Here is a 17,795-nt window from a genome sequence, read left to right as displayed (position 1 = left end):
AGAGAAGACGCTTGAAATTGATGTGCAGGGTGAAGGAGTCGTTACAGCTGCTGATATTACTCATGATAGTGATGTGGAAGTGCTAAATCCTGATTTACACATCGCCACATTATCTAAAAGTGGTCACTTCCGTGTGCGTTTAAGCGCATCCCGCGGACGTGGATACAGACCTGCTGACCAAAACAAACGTGAGGATCTTCCTATCGGTGTGATCCCAATCGATTCTATTTACACTCCAGTTTCACGCGTTAACTATCAAGTAGAAAACACTCGTGTTGGTCAAATGACTAACTATGACAAACTTTCTCTTGATGTTTGGACTGATGGAAGTATTGGACCGAAAGAAGCCATTTCTCTTGGTGCCAAGATTCTGACAGAACACTTGAATATTTTCGTCGGCCTTACAGATGAAGCGCAGAATGCTGAAATCATGGTAGAAAAAGAAGAAGATCAAAAAGAAAAAGTTCTAGAGATGACGATCGAAGAATTAGATCTTTCTGTTCGTTCTTAAACTGCCTGAAGCGTGCTGGAATCAACACTGTTCAAGAGCTTGCCAACAAGACTGAAGAAGATATGATGAAAGTACGTAACCTAGGACGTAAATCTCTTGAAGAGGTTAAAGTTAAACTTGAAGACCTCGGATTAGGGTTGCGTAAAGACGACTGATAATCATTTTAGATAGATAGTTTCAACAAAGGAGGGAACCCTTAATGGCTTACAGAAAGTTAGGACGTACAAGTGCTCAACGTAAAGCAATGCTACGTGATTTAGCTACTGACCTAATCATCAATGAGCGTATTGAAACAACTGAAACTCGTGCGAAAGAGCTTCGTTCAGTTGTCGAAAAAATGATCACATTAGGTAAACGTGGTGATGTTCACGCACGTCGTCAAGCTGCTGCATTCATTCGTAAAGAAGTTGCAAACGCTGAAAACAACCAAGATGCTCTTCAAAAGTTATTCTCTGACATCGCTCCTCGATACAACGAGCGTCAAGGCGGATATACTCGCATTATGAAGGTTGGTCCTCGCCGTGGTGACGGTGCTCCAATGGCAATCATCGAATTAGTTTAATAATTCGTGACTACTACATTAAGGGCGGGACAGTTAATCCTTAACTGCTTCTTTGCCCTTTTTGTATAAGTGCATGATTGATGATGAAAAGCAGAGCGTTACGATGAGCAGCACTGCTGACTCGTCTAGCTCGTGCGCCCCTTCCGACTTCTATATCGATAGAAGCTGTTCAGTGGATGAACAAGAAAAGGTTTCTTTTCTTTGGTCGGGGTGCAGGCTTTTTTTTATTTATATGGATTTTTGCTATTATTTATTTATTGGATTATATACCAGTTCTTAATACCGCTATTGATTTCCGTGGAAGGCTTCGCTTTCCGCTGGCGCCCGGTGAGCCTCCTCGGCTTCGCCTCCGGGGTCTCATCTGTCTCGCTTTTCCCGCAGGAGTCTTCGCCTTCCACTCCAATCAATAGCTGCAAACAGTTTAATTTCGAAAATAAAATAAACCTGTTCTTACAAAATGATAAAAAGCAGAGCAGAGTGAATTTATAGTTGAGAATTGATGAGCATAGAGGAGGTATGTATTGTGCGAGAGATGATTAACGTTAAGGATGTGTATTTCCGTTATCCCGATCAGGAAGCATATGCTCTTGAGGGAATCAGCCTTCATGTGGAGCAGGGGGAGTGGCTTGCAATCGTCGGCCATAATGGGTCGGGTAAGTCCACACTTGCTAAGATGCTGAACGGCCTTCATTTTCCTGAAAAGGGTGATGTATCGGTTGACGGGATTGCTCTCGGGGAAGAGACGATCTGGGATATCCGAGCCAAAATGGGTATGGTCTTTCAGAATCCAGATAATCAATTCGTCGGTGCTACAGTGGAAGATGATGTGGCTTTTGGGTTAGAAAACCATGGAGTACCTTATGAAGCAATGGTACAACGCGTGAGTGACGCCCTTAAGCGTGTCCATATGGAAGATTTTCTTGATCAAGAGCCGCACCATTTATCCGGCGGACAAAAGCAGAGGGTGGCGATTGCAGGTGTGGTGGCGCTGCAGCCTGACATCATCATTTTGGATGAATCCACCTCGATGCTTGACCCGAAAGGAAAGAAGGAAGTGCTTGAGACGGTCAGGGATCTGAAGGAAAAAGAGAATCTGACTGTCATCTCCATTACACACGACTTGGAAGAAGCAGCGAAGGCAGACAGGATCATCGTACTGAATAGGGGCAAGGTTTTTAAGGAAGGCACGCCTCAGGAGATTTTCCTGCTTGAGGATGAACTGAAGAAGCTGGGGCTTGATTCACCCTTTACGATCAAGCTTTCAGGGGCACTCAAGAACGCGGGGATATCATTATCTGACACATATTTTACAGAAGAAGAGCTGGTGAACGAGTTATGCAAATCTCATTTCAACAAGTAGAATATCGTTATTCATATAAGACCCCGTTTGAAAAGCTTGCTCTTGAAGATATTAATCTTTCCATTCCTTCCGGGCAGTTTCTGGCTGTCATCGGCCATACCGGTTCAGGAAAGTCGACCTTGCTTCAGCATCTGAATGCATTGCTAAAGCCGACTTCTGGCGTAGTGAATGTAGGGGATTATGCCATCAGCTCCGATAAAAAGACGAAAAGCCTGAAGCCGATCCGGCAGAAGGTCGGGATTGTCTTTCAATTCCCGGAGCATCAATTATTTGAAGAAACTGTATTGAAGGATATTTGCTACGGACCTATGAATTTCGGTGTTTCCGAAGAAGTGGCGAAAGAACGGGCGAAGGAACTGATCGTGAAAGTAGGGCTCACAGAAGAGGTCCTGGAGAAGTCGCCTTTCGATCTTTCAGGCGGCCAGATGAGGAGGGTGGCCATTGCCGGCGTTCTTGCCATGAACCCGGATGTCATCGTTCTGGACGAGCCGACAGCAGGACTCGATCCGAGGGGGCAGCGCGAGATCATGGATATGTTCCATGACCTTCATAAGGAGAAGGGGCTAACCACGATCCTGGTCACGCACAGCATGGAAGATGCGGCTCATTATGCGAATGAGATCGTCATCATGCAGAAGGGACGTTTAAAGAAGAAAGGCACCCCTCAGGATATATTCTCAAATCCTGAGGAACTGTTTGAGATGGGTCTTGATGTTCCCGATGTAGTCCGGTTCCAGTTTAAGCTGGAAGAGCGCATCGGCAGAAAACTCGGGGTCACCTGTTTGACGATTGAAGAGCTTGCAGATGCCATTCGTCCCCTTCAGGAAGGAGGCGGCCGGCCATGATGGAAAAAATGATTTTCGGACGGTATGTACCGGCAAACTCCATTCTTCACAGCATGGACCCAAGAGCGAAGCTTCTCTTTATTTTCGGATTTATTTGTGTTGTATTCTTAGCCGATAATGCAGCCACCTATGCCATATTGGGGGCATTCACGCTTACTGCACTTATTTTTTCTAATCTTTCCATCCGATTTATTATCGGAGGATTGAAACCGATCCTGTGGCTGATTCTGTTTACGTTTTTCCTTCATGTGTTCTTTACTAAAGAAGGGTCGGTCGTCCTCGATCTTGGTTTCCTGAAGGTTCATGAGGAAGGTTTGCGCCAGGGGATATTCATTTCACTGAGATTCTTTTACCTGATCCTGATTACGTCCCTGCTGACGCTGACAACGTCGCCGATCACGATCACAGATGGGCTTGAAACATTATTGAATCCATTGCGGAAGGTAAAGTTCCCCGTTCACGAGCTTGCCCTGATGATGTCAATCTCATTGCGTTTCATTCCGACACTGATGGAAGAAACGGATAAAATCATGAAGGCTCAGATCGCAAGGGGAGCAGAGTTTTCCTCTGGGCCGGTCAAAGACCGTATTAAAGCGATCATCCCACTCTTGATCCCATTATTCGTGAGTGCGTTCAAGCGTGCCGAAGACCTGGCAACAGCAATGGAAGCAAGGGGATACCAGGGCGGTGAAGGAAGGACGAAATACAGACTTCTCTCCTGGCATAAAAAAGATACGGGTGCTCTGGTTGTACTGGGCATCCTGACAGCCTTATTATTGGTCTTCAGAGGGTAGGGGAGTGAATCTATGAAGCGTGTAAAATGTACAATTTCATACGACGGCACCCATTTCAGCGGCTATCAGATACAGCCGAATCGGCGGACGGTGCAAGGGCTCCTGGAAGACACCCTCAGTGCTGTCCATAAAGGGGAACGGGTCCGTGTCACTGCTTCGGGCAGGACGGATGCAGGGGTCCATGCAAATGGACAGGTGTTCCACTTTGATACCCCTCTGTCCATACCTGAAGAAAAGTGGCCGGTGGTCCTGAATACGCGCCTCCCTGACGAGGTGGTCATCAAAGAGGCTCAATATACACCGGAGGACTTTCATGCCAGGTTTTCAGTCAAGCGCAAGGAATACCGGTACAGGGTCTACACGGCTCAGTCGCGCAGCCCCTTCCTCCGCCATTATGCCCTCCACCACCCATTTACTCTTTCGGTGGATGACATGAAAAAGGCGGCAGAGCATTTAATAGGGGAGCATGACTTCACAAGCTTCTGCTCTGCAAAAACCGAAGTGGAAGACAAGGTCAGGAACCTCCAGCGCATTACCATCACCGAACAAGAAGGTGAAATCATTTTTTCCTTTACAGGGAATGGGTTCCTTTATAATATGGTCAGAATCCTGGTTGGAACCCTGCTGGAGGCAGGTTCCGGGAGTCTCCGCAGTGAGGACATGAAGGATATACTTGAAGCCAAAAACAGGAACCAGGCAGGAAAGACCGCTCCGCCACATGGATTGTATTTGTGGAAGGTGGAGTATGGGGAGTAAGAGGAGTGTCTGGAGGGTTTGTTAATACCATAATTAGTGGACTATTGTGATGAGGTTATTTCTGAGCAGTCTGAATACACCCAGACTCCTGTGGGATTCGTGGCCAATGTGAGACCCCGCAGGGAGGAACGACCGAGGAGGCTCACGGGTCACCCGCGGAAAGCGAAGGGTATTCAGACTGCGGACTAAGTTTAGAGAATAGTAACTGGAAATAAACTTTTTTTCTAAAACAACTAATCCTGGTGTAACATCCCCTTGACAATCATCTGGGAACAAGATATTATAGCATATGGTATGTTATTAACCCCACGATAAGCCCCGGAAACTTATTGTGATTAGAAAATAAATACTACGGATTCATTTAATAGGAGGTAAACTCATGCGTACTACGTATATGGCAAAAGCCAACGAAATCGATCGTAAATGGTACGTTGTAGATGCTGAAGGCAAGACTCTTGGTCGTCTGGCTAGTGAAGTAGCTTCAGTTCTACGCGGTAAACACAAACCAACTTTCACACCACATGTTGACACTGGTGATCACGTAATTATTCTTAACGCTTCAAAAATCGAATTGACTGGTAAAAAGCTTACTGATAAGATCTACTACCGTCACAGTAACCACCCTGGTGGTTTGAAGCAGCGTACTGCATTAGAAATGCGTACAAACTACTCAGAGAAAATGCTAGAGCTTACGATCAAAGGTATGCTTCCTAAAGGTTCTCTAGGTCGTCAAATGATCAAGAAGCTACATGTATACTCTGGATCTGAGCATCCACACCAAGCACAACAACCAGAAGTTTACGAACTTCGTGGATAATTAAAAAGAGGAGGTTATTATCTTGGCTCAAGTTCAATATTACGGAACTGGTCGTCGTAAGAGCTCAGTAGCTCGCGTACGTTTAGTACCAGGTAACGGTAACATTGTTATCAATGATCGTGAAGTAGAAGTATATATCCCATTCGCAGCACTAAGAGAAGTAATCAAGCAGCCACTAGTTGCAACTGAAACTCTTGGTAACTATGACGTTTTAGTAAACGTACACGGTGGAGGTTACGCTGGTCAAGCTGGTGCGATCCGTCACGGTATCGCTCGTGCTTTACTACAAGCTGATCCTGAGTACCGCGGTTCTCTAAAACGCGCTGGATTGTTAACTCGTGACGCTCGTATGAAAGAACGTAAAAAATACGGTCTTAAAGGCGCTCGTCGTGCACCACAATTCTCAAAGCGTTAATTTGCTTACAAGAGACTCTCAACCTTTTGGTTGGGGGTCTTTTTTTATTATGGGTTTGGGTGCCGGGGTGGAGGGATGGTGATGGTGGGTATGGAAGTCGTTTGTCGAAAAATCGGCAGTTCGCACTTATTTGGGGAATTTCGCACTTGTATCAGATTTTCCGCACTTATATTGGGAATTTCGCACTTATATCGGCAGACCCCGCACATATCTATGTACAGGATTTTGAAACATCTCGCAAGTTCATTCCTTAATTTCCCAAGTGACGGAATTATCCTGAAAATCGAAAGATAAGTGGAGGAAATTAAAAGATTAATGGTCAAAATTAAAAGATTATCGGGCAAAATTCGAAGATTATACAGCAAAATTAAAAGATTACTTCAAGTTCGTTTTGAACCGCCGTGCCATTCCTGGGTTTTGAAAGCCAGATGAACGTCAAAGCCGGTATTTGGTGGTCCATTCCATATTATAGTTCGCCTTATCGTCAGGTTTTCGTCCTTATTGTCCTGAAATTTGGATTACCGCGAACGTTAATCTGCTTTCATCAGCAACACTCACCACAAGGACGGATTTCTCACACTATAAGATCGAATTAACTTTTAAAAAAACCGCCGGACCTGTCCCCATGGCTCCTCCCCCAACAAAAAACTCACAAAAAGGATCATTTATAACTAGATTCCCCACCATCTATAGTTCATTATTCCTTTAAAGTAAAAGAGTATCTCCGAGATTAACTTCCAATAAAGGCTGGAACATCAAGATTTTCTATAAAAACATCCTTTATTATATGAAAATAAAGGTAAGCGTTTCCAAATTTAAACTCGTGACTTTCTACATAAATCAACTCAATTAAAATTCCGAATTCCTATTTGACAGATTATTCCGACTCCGTTATGATGATAAAAATTCGAACAACACAACTGAATAAATCCTTATCAAGAGCCGGGGGAGGAATCTGGTCCCGTGATCCCGCAGCAACCGTTACTTGTAACAAGGTGCTAATTCCAGCAAGCAGATGCTTGAAAGATGAGTGGATGGTATAGAATTGAACCTCTTCCTCATCGGGAGAGGTTTTTTCGTTGCAGCAGATAGTTGGTGAGTCGCTGTTTCTAAACCAAGTATAACGATAAGAATACTAACACTAGAAGTCACAACCCCACCTACTCCCATCTCATCACCCAGCATCATATCAATCCAATCCCAAGCCACGGCCAATCAATTTTTAAGAAAAAGGAGAACTGTCCCATGAAAAAACAAATTCATCTAAACGGCTTTATTCAAAATTCGCCTTCACCGCATTCAACAGGCTTATGGAAGCATGAAAAAGATCAAGGTACTTCTCACAACAGCCTGGCTTACTGGATCGAAACCGCAAAGACGCTCGAACGCGGGAAATTTGATGCGATGTTCATCGCGGATGTGCTTGGTACATACAGCGTATATGAAAACAGTCATGATGCAGCGGTCAGGGGTGCAGTGCAGCTGCCTGCACATGATCCGGTCATTCCAATTTCAGCAATGGCCGCCGTAACTGAACACCTGGGATTCGCCCCGACCATTTCGACTACCTATGCAAAGCCTTATTCACTGGCACGGCAGTTATCGACGCTCGATCATCTGACAGGCGGAAGAATTGCGTGGAATGTGGTTACCTCGTATCTGGAGAGTGAAGCCGTCAACCTTGGGCTTTCGGGCAGGCTTCCGAAGGAACTGAGATATGACAGAGCCGATGAATTTCTCCAGGTCGCTTATAAATTGTGGGAGCACAGCTGGGAGGACGAAGCGGTTGTTTATGATAAAGAAAATGATACCTTTGCGGAACCTGAAAAAGTTCACCCCATCAACCACGAAGGAGAATTCTTCAGTGTGCCGGGTCCTCATCTGGTGGAGCCGTCGCCGCAGCGCACCCCGGTATTATTCCAGGCGGGATCTTCCCCTAAAGGCAGGGATTTTGCAGCAAAGCATGCCGAAGCGGTATTTACAAAAAATCACTCACTGGACGGGCTGAAGCTTTATACATCGGATATCCGGAGACGGGCAGAGGAACAGGGAAGAAACCCGGCCGAGCTCCTGATCTTCCCGATGATCCTGCCTATCATAGGTTCATCAGAAGAAGAAGCATATGCCAAATATGAAGAACTTACAAACCATGTCAGCTACGAAGGAACGGCATCTCTTTTATCAGGTCATACGGGTATTGATTTCTCGCAATTCGACCCCGATCAATATATCGAAGACATTGAAACGGATGCAATGCAGGGGAATCTCGATATGTACGGAAAAGATCCGAACAAAAGGTGGACGCTCCGGGAAGCGATCAAGAATCACGGCCTGGGTAACGGGACGGTCAAGTTCATCGGCACCCCTGAGCAGATTGCGGATGAAATCGAAAGATGGGCTGTAGAAGGGGACGCGGACGGCTTCAATATCGCCCAGACGTATTCACCGGGCACTTTCACCGAGTTTGTCGACCATGTTGTCCCGGAACTCCAGAAGCGGGGGATATACCGGACGGAATATGAAGGCTCCACCCTGAGGGAAAACATGTTTGGCAGAGGCCGGAGACACTTGCCTGCTGATCATCCTGCCAAGAAGCTTGTACCGGTTCATTCATAAAACACTGAAAAAAGAAGGGAGAAGAAAATGAGTCAAATTGCATTATATACATGGATAGGATTTGCCATATTTCTTGCAGCGATGTTCGCGCTGGGCTTTATCAGTATGAAAAGAACCAAAAGTGTCAGAGATTTTGCCATAGGCGGGGGGAACCTTGGCCCTTATGTCCTGGGGCTTTCATTTGCAGCCACGTACTTAAGTGCCGCCACCTTCCTCGGTTACCCGGGCTGGTCGCATGATTGGGGACTATCGAATCTTTGGCTGTTCCTGGCGATGATCGGCGGGGGGCCGATCGGCGTATTGATGGTAGCCAAGAAAGTCCGGAGGCTCAATAATGGACAAAAGTCGCTGTCGCTTCCCGATTGGCTGGGGGATTTTTATAACAGCGATCTTCTCCGGGTGGGTACAGGGTTGATTCTTTTGTTCAATATCTTTTATATAGCCGCCCAGTTTGTTGCAGGTGCCCGCATCTTTGAATATCTGCTTGGCATGTCCTATCAGGGCGGGTTGATTTTTATAGCCGTGATTGTCGTGCTTTACGTCTTTGGCGGAGGGGCATTCGCCGATATTTATACGGATGCCGTCCAGGCGGTGATGATGGCCGCGGCCGGTGTGTTTATTTTCATTTCGGGGATTGTCGTCTTCTGGAAGGGAAGCATCCAGGCGACCTTCAGCGGCATCAGCGGGAAATTGGCTGGGCAGGATGTGAATCTGATCCAGGCTTTCAACCCGGATTCTGCTCATTTTTCTTCCTTAAGTTTAGTGACAGGGGCGATCGTGATTCAGTGGGCATTTGCCTCAGCCCCCCATCTGTTTAACAAAGTGCTCGGGCTGAAGAGTGAAAAAGATTTAGGGAAAATGATTTTGACTTATGTGATTACCGCCGCGTTATCAGTTTTGGTGTTATTCGGAGGGATTTACAGCAGGGCAGCCCTGGGAGATAACGTCGCTGCTCCTGATCTGGCACTGATGGAATATGCAGTCTATGCATTTCCGGCAGTCATCGTTGCGCTTTTGGGAGTAGTGGTCCTTGCTGCGGCGATGTCGACAACGGATGGATTGTTTGTTTCGATTTCGACTGTTTTTGCCAATGATATCTTTTTGAAAGTATTGGTGAAAAGAGGGATCGTGAAAGTGAGCGACGCGAAAGCAGAAAAGATCGCGCTGCAGATCAGCCGTCTTTCAGTGCCCATAATCGGGCTCCTGGCATATTTGATTGTCCTGAAGCCGCCCGCGTATATGGGAGATATCATGTGGATCGGCATTTCAGGAATCGCAGCCGGAACGATGGGTCCTATTTTACACGCCGTATATGCACGTAGAAAAGCATCGGCCAGGGCAGCGGAACTATCCATGGTGATCGGACTGCTTTCATACCTCATCCTATACTTTGGGGGAATCGTACCAAGCACCATGGCAGCGGGAGCAGTTTCAACCTTCATCGGCATCGCCGTGATCACAGTGCTCGCCCCTATCTTGAAAGAAAAACAGCCGCAAACCAGCCAAAGGCTCGAAAAAGTCTACAATATTAAGTAAAGGAAAGGATGAAACAACATGTTCGTTAACGAAATGCTCTCCATCTGGCTCTACGGCTTCATCACCTTCCTCACCATCATCGGATTGTCGTTGTGGAAGTGGTATTTTACGAAATGATGATCAACGAACCTGTTCTGGTTTTAGTTATAGTCCTCTAACTCCGCTTTTGATTTCCGTGGAAGACTTCGCTTTCCGCGGGCGGTTGCTGAGCCTCGGTCATGGGGGTAACTGTCCAGCTCCAGGGCTTAGAGGCACATGTCATAAGCCTCTGAGCAAAGCCCTTCCGCTTTTCGATTAGGAGTCTTCGTCTTCCACTCCAATCAAACGCTGGAACGAGCTAAAAAATAAAGTATTTTGTATTACTAATAAAACCTTGAAATGATTTAAATGAAAGTTCGGGTTTTTATAAAATAAGACTTAATGAAGCGTGTTTTGTATTTGGATTCACTTTTCATTAGGTAATATTTTTGGGAATAGCCTTTGTTAAAGAATCAAACCTCAATAAAACCTAGAGTGGATTGGAGCGGAAGGCAATTGACTCCGGCGGGATGTAGAGGAAAAGTCGAGACCCCGCAGGCATATGTGCCGAGGAGGCTCGACTTCCTCCCCGCGGAAAGCAAGTGCCTGCAGTGGAAAGAAACGGACTGCGATTAATAAGGGAACAGTTTTTAGAGAATAAGCCAACTGATTTCCCAATAAAATTGGTAACAGTTACTCGAATGAAGACTTCTCTTAAGAAGGAAAATACGTTCAAAGGGGTGGATCTACATTGAACGTTATTACAACCTTCAATACAAAGAGAAGAGAAAAGCAAATCAAGACAGAAAGAAAACTGCTAAAGGAAATTTCAATAAAAATGCTCCAGGAAAGTGTCCGGAAGCATTTTGGATATATAAAGATTCAAGGCGGCGTATTCATGCAGCAGGGTTTTGATGAGGCGTGCTTCGATGTCGCGATTGAAGCCTACCTCCTCGGGGGTAAAGTGAGTAAATTTGGATACAGCGGGGAAGACAGGGAGGCTGTGAAGAAGCGGTGCAATGAAGAATTGAAACACTTCATCGATACACTTTATAACTTCTGGCTGTACTGGTCCGAGATGGGCATCTCCAATCAAGTGGATGAATCCATTTTCTACAGCTGCGAGCATTTTGTGGAGACATGGTGGTCGGAGGGGTATGAAAAGGGAATTAAACGCCGTAAGCTTCGGCTCCACTGATTTTTTTCAGTTCTAAAATGGTTTCTTGTCCCATATTTTTAGTAAAGAGAAAAGCGTGGTTACTGAAAATAGGGGGAGAGACATGAAACAGAAACTGAAACTTGCAGGGATCATTGCCGCCCTCGGAATCCTATTATTTATCGTCCAATATAAAATCATGGATAAAGATACGTGGGACTCATGGAATCTTCCCTTGTCAGGAAAGATCATCTATATTGATCCGGGTCACGGCGGTCCAGATGGAGGTGCGGGGGATGAAAAGGCCCTTGAGAAAGATATCGCCCTGAATGTGTCATTGATGATCAGGGACTATCTTCAGGAGCAGGGGGCGCTTGTGCTGATGACACGTGAAGAGGACAAGGATCTTGCCCCGGAGGATATGAAGGGGTACAGCAGGAGAAAGGTAGAGGACCTGCACAAACGTCTCAAGCTGGTCAATGAGTCTGAAGCAGATATGTTCTTAAGCATCCATTTGAATTCCATTCCTTCTCCAAGGTGGAGCGGAGCACAGACATTCTATAATCCAAAGTATGAAGAAAACAAAGCCCTTTCAAAAGCCATCCAGAAAGAACTCACCCGCAATCTTGAAAACACAACCCGTGAAGCGAAAGGTCTTCAAAGTGTGTATATCCTGAAACATGCGAAAAAACCGGGCGCTTTGGTGGAAATCGGCTTCCTTTCAAACGCGGAGGAGCGGTCTAACCTCCTTAAGGAAGATTACCAGGAAAAAGTGGCTGCCTCCATATACCAGGGAGTCCTGAACTATCTTACCGAAAAAGAATGACAACAAAAGCTTCTCCTCACCATTAGGAGCGGCTTTTTTATTTTTTGTGAAAAACCCGAAACCACGTTAAGAAAGTTAAAGGCAGGGGTATAGAGTATTAGAAACTTCGAAGTAGTCTACACTTGAAGTAAACAAGTTATCAGGATAGGAAGGGTTCAAATATGAAAGCAGCGACTATCGAAACTCTTGAACAGCATTATCAGGATCTATATTCGAAATGGATCCGGGATCTTGATGAGACAACAGACAAGTTGAATATCTCTTATTACCAGAACACCCACGTGAAGAATGAATTATTCGAATCAATCTATAAAAGTCTTCAGCAGGAGAATGAAGACTTCATCAGGGAATTCAACGATTTGTATAAAAAAATTGTAGAGAATAATGAAGCCCTTGAATTTATTTCTGCCGGATACCAGTCTTTTCGGCGGGCTGCATTGGAAATTCTTTTAAAAGATGAGTTGACTAAAGAAGAGGTATTGGGTATTTATATGGAAATCGATCACTGGTTTGATCCCGTCTTCAATAAGATGATCAGTATGTGTACGGATACCTGGGAAGAAACGTTTAACATGCAGAGACAGACACTTGTTGAATTGTCTGCACCCGTCATTCAATTATATGATCATATCTCGGTGATGCCGTTAGTAGGGAATATTGATGAAGAAAGGATCAGCAGGATTAAAGAAAACCTGCTCGAAGGGGTGACAAAGTATCATTCTTCCATTGTCTTCATGGACATAACAGGCGTACCGGTATTGGATACATTTGCAGCTCAGGGAATCATTGAATCCACAAGGGCGGCAGGGCTGCTCGGTGCTGAATGCATCCTCGTCGGCGTTCGTCCGGAAATCGCCCAGACCCTCATCAACCTGGGAATCGATCTGAAAGAACTCAAGACATTCAGTTCCCTCAACAACGGTCTGATTTTTGCACAGAATCAAATGAATCATTAGCAGCGAATAAAGAACTGTCATGGCGGCGGTTCTTTTTTTGCCTGAACCCGCTCAAAGGATAACAATATCTGGATGCCGGTGACGGGTAAGGGCCTGCAGCGCCAAATTCCGTTAACCTCCAATAGTATATGCCGAAAGTATTCCAGCCCTTTTAACAGTTATTTCTGACAACGGTATGTTATACTGATAATGGGTGTAAACGAATACATAAAAAAGGGTGGTTTTTCATGTTAACAGAACAACAGACTCGCGATCTTTTATCACAATTAGAGGATCCTTTTTTACATAAAACATTAAAAGAAACGAATGGTATTGTGGAAGTGAGTGTAAAAGAAGAAAAAGCACATGTCAGTGTGAAAATTGCACTCGCGAAGACCGGTACAGGCGAACAGATGCAATTCCAGCAAAAGGTTGTCGAATTATTAAAGGAAAACGGGGCGGGAACAGTTGGGATCCGTTTTACGGAACTCCCGCAGGAAGAGCTTGAAAAACACCGCGGTACAGGCGGGGAAGGCACCGATTTATTGTCTCCTGCCAGCAAAACAACATTCATTGCCATTGCCAGCGGTAAAGGCGGTGTAGGTAAATCGACGGTTTCAGTGAATCTTGCCGTGGCACTTGCCCGCCAAGGAAAGAAAGTTGGATTGATCGATGCTGATATTTACGGATTCAGCGTCCCAGATATGATGGGGATCGTAAAGCGTCCGGTCGTCCGAGGTGAAAGAATTATCCCGGTAGAACGTTTTGGCGTAAAAGTCATCTCAATGGGCTTCTTCGTCGAGGACAATGCTCCAGTTATATGGAGGGGGCCGATGCTCGGGAAAATGCTGAACAACTTCTTCTCGGAAGTAGAGTGGGGAGATCTTGATTATCTTCTTCTCGACCTGCCGCCGGGTACGGGGGATGTGGCACTGGATGTTCACACGATGCTTCCGCACTGTAAGGAAATCATCGTTACAACCCCTCATCCGACCGCTGCCTTTGTAGCGGCCCGTGCAGGAGCGATGGCGCTGCAGACGGATCACGATATCCTCGGTGTCATTGAAAATATGTCTTACTTTGAAAGCAAGCTGACCGGTGAGAAGGAATTCGTGTTCGGACAAGGCGGAGGAGAGAAGCTGACGGAAGAACTCCGGACCGACCTGCTTGGCAAATTACCGCTGCAGCAGCCTGATTGGAATGAAGAGGATTTCGCTCCTTCCATTTATGCTGAAGACCACAGGCTCGGACAGATTTATGGGGAGATCGCCCATAAAGTCATAGATAAATTATCCTGAGAAAATGAAAAGGACAAATAGCGGGGGAGCACCCTCTGCTATTTGTCCTTTTTTGTGTTGGAGTTGAGAACTGGCAAAGCACCAGCCCCTTAAGATGTTCCACGCCGGCAGCTGGTGTCAAATAATGACTTCACCTGGCCGGCCTAAGACGCTTGCCGTCTGAACAATGCTTCTTCGCCTTTCATAGAGGGGCCCGGGTTTATCAGCCGCCGCTGCCCGAAGAACCGCCTGCACCGCCACCGCCGCCTTGACCGCCTCCGGTTTGGCCGCTTTGACTGGCACCGCCGCCGTCTTCTCCTTGTTTGCCACCTCCGGCTTCCTCCGCTGCTTTCATGAGAATATCCTGCATTTTAGCTTTGAACAATGGGCTTTCAAATGTTTCAAGTATCACTTTTTGAAGATGTTCGCGGAACTCTTTGCTCTTTAAGGCCTCTGTCAATTCTTTCTGGAATTCAGGGTCCTTCATCAAATCCATCATCATCCCTTGGTATTCAGGGTCTTTCATTAAATCCTTGAGCAGCTTTTCGTTGCCGTCCTTCATGCTTTTGGCCATGGTTTCGGCAAACTTTGGATCTTCAAAGGATTTCTTCCAAAATTCTGTGCCTTTTTCTGACGTAAGGGTTTTTGATATGGTATCTTTTACTACTTTTTGATCCATAATAAGCTCTGACTTCATCTTATCGTCTGACATTACTTCCTGGATGGCTTTTTTTCCATCATCGGTCTTTAATATATCGACAACCATTTTCTTGGTTTCTTCATAATCCATTTTACTGCTGCCTGTGTCTCCGCCTCCGCCGCAAGCGGCCAAGAGGAGCATTGGCAGGAGAAATAGAAAGGAATATTTTTTCATGGGTAGGCTCCTTCCATACAAATTCCCTTACCTTTAATATGAGAAGTTGCGAAAAAAATATACACATCCGGCACTGGAACCTAGATTTTTTAGGGAAGCGTTGGTACAATCAACAGAGTGTATATTATATAGTTGGGGGAAAAATGAAGTGACCATCCGAAATTGGATTCGTTTTTTTGTACATACATTGGTTCTCGGCGGTGCCGTGACAGCGGTTGCATCTCTGTTCATCAGGTGGGATCAATACAGCCCGTTCATTCAAGACGGGGATGTAATCGGCATATTATCCAGCCTTTTATGGTTTTTATTCGTTGGATTTACATTCAGTGTCATCAGTCAAATGGGATACTTTGCATATCTGACCATTCACCAATTTGGTATGGGAATGTTCAGGGGTTTTTGGAATTCCGTTCAGCTCGTTTTGATTGCTTTTGTGTTATTTGACCTTATTTACTTCCGGTTCCGGGCTTTTGCAGAAGAAGGTTCTTCTTACACTCCGTATATCCTATTGGGAATAGGCATCCTGCTTGTGGGGATGATTGTTGCCTATGCGAAGAATCAACAATCGGAATCGAAGACCAACACTTTTATATCAGCATTATTCTTCATGGTCGTCGTCACCACGCTGGAATGGCTTCCGGTGCTCCTGGTGAACTCCATTAAGTGGTTGTATCTAATGTTGATCGCACTATTGGTATGTAATGCCTATCAGCTGCTGAAGCTTCCTAAATACATCGAGCAATCCCAAATCGAAAGACAGAATAAACAACAGAAGAATTAAAAAAGACCCCGGAAGAGTGCAATATGCCTTTCCGGGGTTTCCTTATTGAATTAAAGATGATTTCGCATCTCCGTTTGAGATCATATCCGATACCGACACAAAACTCCCTTTTCCTCTAAGAGTCTTTACGATGGCCGGCAGTGCATTTTTGGTCTGCTTTGCAGAATCGGATGCATGGAGGAGGATGATATCCCCTTTCTTCGCATCCTTCACATTGTTGATGATTTCTTCTGTTCCTGGATTGGTCCAATCTTTGGAGTCGACGCTCCAATGAACGACTGTTAACCCCAGACTATCCGCGACCTTCAATGTTTCCTTGTTAAAGTGACCGGTGGGGACACGGAGAAGCTTTACATCTTTTACATTCAATTTTTCAAACACATCATCAGCTTTCGTAATATCTTGCCGTATCTTCTGGGGCTCCATATCCGTATAATCAGAGTATGCATACCCCAAATTCCCGATTTCATATCCGGCTTTGACGATCTCCTCAACCAGGTCGGGATGACGCTCAGCCCATGATCCGGAAAGGAAAAAGGTCGCCGACTGCACCTTTAGCTTTTTTAATTCATCCAAAATCGGTTTTGCCTTCTCATCTCCCCACCCAACATTGAAAGTCAGGGCAACTCCTTTTTCTCCCTTATAGATCGCCTTTGGACCATCTTTAGTTCCGAATACAGGGACAGAAGAGAGCGTACCGCTATAGACAAAAAGGGCGGTAAAGAAAGAGATGATGATGACGAGACTGATCTGCTTCATTCTTTTCGCATTGACGGTATAGAAAACATTCATTTCATAATCCCTCCGTGACGTATATCTCTATTAAAGATATGCATGTCCCCGGAAAAAATATCTAACTTCAGTGAAAAAATTGATTATAATATCCCGCTTATGGAAAAAACTACAAATAACAACATAAAGGGGTGACTTACTTGCTGGGGTTAATGATTGACGACAGAGAAAGACAAGAACTAGAATATCTGTTGAAAAGAGAAATGGATGAAATCCTATTCGACATGAAAGATGCCCGGATTGATCATATCGTAAAAAGGGCCATGGACGAACGATATAAAATATTGTTTTCTCTATTCCGCAGATTTGCAAGTCATAAAGAATGCCTCAAATATATGAAGAACAGCAGTGCTAAAAAAGAAAAATACTGAAACGACCAGCGGCTATTTAATGGACGGGCCTCCCGGAGGGGAGGAACCTTTCTCATTGAGCAGCCGCTTTTAAATGTCATGAACTTAATCATTTGTAAAAAAATCTTTAAAAACGTATTGACCCCGTAAAAAAAACTTGGTATATTATTAAACGTCGCTGTTGCGCTATCGAATATCTCGAAAACGCCCTGAAAAATATTTTTAAAAAACAGTTGACATCACATTGGAAGATGTGATAAATTAATAAAGTCGCTTCAAACGAAGCACGCAACAAATTGAACCTTGAAAACTGAACAAAACAAGACAATACGTCAACGTTAATTCTAGATTTACCGCAACGATTTAATCGTTGCAAACAAGAGCTATTCAAACTTTTATCGGAGAGTTTGATCCTGGCTCAGGACGAACGCTGGCGGCGTGCCTAATACATGCAAGTCGAGCGGATCGATGGGAGCTTGCTCCCTGAGATCAGCGGCGGACGGGTGAGTAACACGTGGGTAACCTGCCTGTAAGACTGGGATAACTCCGGGAAACCGGGGCTAATACCGGATAA

The 17,795-nt window shown here is 45.1% G+C and carries 17 protein-coding genes, 1 rRNA gene, 1 pseudogene and 1 riboswitch; of the genes and pseudogenes, 17 read left to right on the top strand and 2 right to left on the bottom strand.

Features of this window, described 5'->3' with window-relative positions; translation table 11 throughout:
• The 14 genes and pseudogenes from rpoA to AS034_RS21915 all read left to right on the top strand — a co-directional run.
• Positions 1–666, top strand: a pseudogene (rpoA, locus tag AS034_RS21980) (DNA-directed RNA polymerase subunit alpha); the annotation flags it as partial.
• Positions 667–710: 44 nt separating this feature from the next.
• Positions 711–1,073, top strand: coding sequence for a 50S ribosomal protein L17 (rplQ, locus tag AS034_RS21975; protein ID WP_032085296.1), 363 nt, complete (start codon positions 711–713; stop codon positions 1,071–1,073).
• 532 nt (positions 1,074–1,605) lie between these two features.
• A complete protein-coding gene (locus tag AS034_RS21970) occupies positions 1,606–2,433 on the top strand; it encodes an energy-coupling factor ABC transporter ATP-binding protein (protein WP_032085313.1) in 828 nt (275 codons plus the stop codon).
• Positions 2,409–3,278 (top strand): energy-coupling factor ABC transporter ATP-binding protein, encoded by an 870-nt coding sequence (locus AS034_RS21965; protein WP_058300138.1) that lies wholly within the window; start codon positions 2,409–2,411, stop codon positions 3,276–3,278. The genes AS034_RS21970 and AS034_RS21965 overlap by 25 nt, the downstream gene beginning before the upstream one ends.
• Positions 3,275–4,072 (top strand): energy-coupling factor transporter transmembrane component T family protein, encoded by a 798-nt coding sequence (locus AS034_RS21960; protein WP_058300137.1) that lies wholly within the window; start codon positions 3,275–3,277, stop codon positions 4,070–4,072. Before AS034_RS21965 ends, AS034_RS21960 begins: the two co-directional genes overlap by 4 nt.
• Positions 4,073–4,084: 12 nt before the next feature.
• Positions 4,085–4,828 carry a tRNA pseudouridine(38-40) synthase TruA gene (gene truA, locus AS034_RS21955; RefSeq protein ID WP_058300136.1) on the top strand — a complete coding sequence of 248 codons (744 nt, stop codon included), beginning with the start codon at positions 4,085–4,087 and terminating at the stop codon, positions 4,826–4,828.
• Positions 4,829–5,207: 379 nt separating this feature from the next.
• Positions 5,208–5,645: a 50S ribosomal protein L13 gene (gene rplM / locus AS034_RS21950; protein WP_032085300.1), complete on the top strand. Its 438-nt coding sequence runs from the start codon at positions 5,208–5,210 to the stop codon at positions 5,643–5,645.
• Positions 5,646–5,667: 22 nt separating this feature from the next.
• Positions 5,668–6,060, top strand: a complete 393-nt coding sequence (gene rpsI / locus AS034_RS21945; RefSeq protein WP_032085301.1) for a 30S ribosomal protein S9 — start codon at positions 5,668–5,670, stop codon at positions 6,058–6,060.
• Between the two features lie 929 nt (positions 6,061–6,989).
• Positions 6,990–7,093, top strand: a riboswitch (SAM riboswitch).
• A gap of 212 nt (positions 7,094–7,305) precedes the next feature.
• Positions 7,306–8,676: an LLM class flavin-dependent oxidoreductase gene (locus AS034_RS21940; RefSeq protein WP_058300135.1), complete on the top strand. Its 1,371-nt coding sequence runs from the start codon at positions 7,306–7,308 to the stop codon at positions 8,674–8,676.
• A 27-nt stretch (positions 8,677–8,703) separates the two neighbouring features.
• Positions 8,704–10,212, top strand: coding sequence for a sodium:solute symporter family protein (locus AS034_RS21935; protein ID WP_058300134.1), 1,509 nt, complete (start codon positions 8,704–8,706; stop codon positions 10,210–10,212).
• 769 nt (positions 10,213–10,981) lie between these two features.
• Positions 10,982–11,428 (top strand): DUF2521 family protein, encoded by a 447-nt coding sequence (locus AS034_RS21930; RefSeq protein WP_058300133.1) that lies wholly within the window; start codon positions 10,982–10,984, stop codon positions 11,426–11,428.
• An 82-nt stretch (positions 11,429–11,510) separates the two neighbouring features.
• Complete coding sequence (gene cwlD / locus AS034_RS21925) at positions 11,511–12,212, top strand: N-acetylmuramoyl-L-alanine amidase CwlD (protein WP_032085305.1); 702 nt, start codon at positions 11,511–11,513, stop codon at positions 12,210–12,212.
• A 161-nt stretch (positions 12,213–12,373) separates the two neighbouring features.
• Positions 12,374–13,168 (top strand): STAS domain-containing protein, encoded by a 795-nt coding sequence (locus tag AS034_RS21920; protein WP_058300132.1) that lies wholly within the window; start codon positions 12,374–12,376, stop codon positions 13,166–13,168.
• Positions 13,169–13,395: 227 nt separating this feature from the next.
• Positions 13,396–14,445: an Mrp/NBP35 family ATP-binding protein gene (locus AS034_RS21915; protein WP_032085307.1), complete on the top strand. Its 1,050-nt coding sequence runs from the start codon at positions 13,396–13,398 to the stop codon at positions 14,443–14,445.
• A 202-nt stretch (positions 14,446–14,647) separates the two neighbouring features.
• On the opposite strand, the gene gerD is transcribed toward AS034_RS21915, so the two are convergent.
• Positions 14,648–15,298 carry a spore germination lipoprotein GerD gene (gerD, locus tag AS034_RS21910; RefSeq protein ID WP_032085308.1) on the bottom strand — a complete coding sequence of 217 codons (651 nt, stop codon included), beginning with the start codon at positions 15,296–15,298 and terminating at the stop codon, positions 14,648–14,650.
• Between the two features lie 148 nt (positions 15,299–15,446).
• On the opposite strand from gerD, the gene AS034_RS21905 reads away from it, so the two are divergent.
• Positions 15,447–16,079, top strand: coding sequence for a KinB-signaling pathway activation protein (locus AS034_RS21905; protein ID WP_032085309.1), 633 nt, complete (start codon positions 15,447–15,449; stop codon positions 16,077–16,079).
• A gap of 42 nt (positions 16,080–16,121) precedes the next feature.
• Here the strand turns inward: AS034_RS21905 and pdaB are convergent, their stop codons facing one another.
• Complete coding sequence (pdaB, locus tag AS034_RS21900; protein ID WP_032085310.1) at positions 16,122–16,871, bottom strand: polysaccharide deacetylase family sporulation protein PdaB; 750 nt, start codon at positions 16,869–16,871, stop codon at positions 16,122–16,124.
• A gap of 140 nt (positions 16,872–17,011) precedes the next feature.
• Between pdaB and AS034_RS21895 the strand changes: the two genes are divergently transcribed.
• A complete protein-coding gene (locus tag AS034_RS21895) occupies positions 17,012–17,242 on the top strand; it encodes a hypothetical protein (RefSeq protein WP_032085311.1) in 231 nt (76 codons plus the stop codon).
• Positions 17,243–17,616: 374 nt separating this feature from the next.
• Positions 17,617–17,795 (top strand): 16S ribosomal RNA (locus AS034_RS21890); the annotation flags it as partial.

The organism is [Bacillus] enclensis (assembly GCF_001456935.1).
In the GTDB taxonomy this organism is placed as follows: domain Bacteria; phylum Bacillota; class Bacilli; order Bacillales; family Bacillaceae_B; genus Rossellomorea; species Rossellomorea enclensis.
Note: the sequence above shows the minus strand (reverse complement) of the source record. Positions and strands in the feature narration are given on the sequence as shown.

Bases quoted from the DNA above. Each gene is read 5' to 3' on its own strand.
- rplQ (WP_032085296.1), top strand. From the start codon at position 711: ATGGCTTACAGAAAGTTAGGACGTACAAGTGCTCAACGTAAAGCAATG.
- AS034_RS21970 (WP_032085313.1), top strand. From the start codon at position 1,606: ATGATTAACGTTAAGGATGTGTATTTCCGTTATCCCGATCAGGAAGCA.
- AS034_RS21965 (WP_058300138.1), top strand. From the start codon at position 2,409: ATGCAAATCTCATTTCAACAAGTAGAATATCGTTATTCATATAAGACC.
- AS034_RS21960 (WP_058300137.1), top strand. From the start codon at position 3,275: ATGATGGAAAAAATGATTTTCGGACGGTATGTACCGGCAAACTCCATT.
- truA (WP_058300136.1), top strand. From the start codon at position 4,085: ATGAAGCGTGTAAAATGTACAATTTCATACGACGGCACCCATTTCAGC.
- rplM (WP_032085300.1), top strand. From the start codon at position 5,208: ATGCGTACTACGTATATGGCAAAAGCCAACGAAATCGATCGTAAATGG.
- AS034_RS21940 (WP_058300135.1), top strand. From the start codon at position 7,306: ATGAAAAAACAAATTCATCTAAACGGCTTTATTCAAAATTCGCCTTCA.
- AS034_RS21935 (WP_058300134.1), top strand. From the start codon at position 8,704: ATGAGTCAAATTGCATTATATACATGGATAGGATTTGCCATATTTCTT.
- cwlD (WP_032085305.1), top strand. From the start codon at position 11,511: ATGAAACAGAAACTGAAACTTGCAGGGATCATTGCCGCCCTCGGAATC.
- AS034_RS21920 (WP_058300132.1), top strand. From the start codon at position 12,374: ATGAAAGCAGCGACTATCGAAACTCTTGAACAGCATTATCAGGATCTA.
- AS034_RS21915 (WP_032085307.1), top strand. From the start codon at position 13,396: ATGTTAACAGAACAACAGACTCGCGATCTTTTATCACAATTAGAGGAT.
- gerD (WP_032085308.1), bottom strand. From the start codon at position 15,298: ATGAAAAAATATTCCTTTCTATTTCTCCTGCCAATGCTCCTCTTGGCC.
- pdaB (WP_032085310.1), bottom strand. From the start codon at position 16,871: ATGAATGTTTTCTATACCGTCAATGCGAAAAGAATGAAGCAGATCAGT.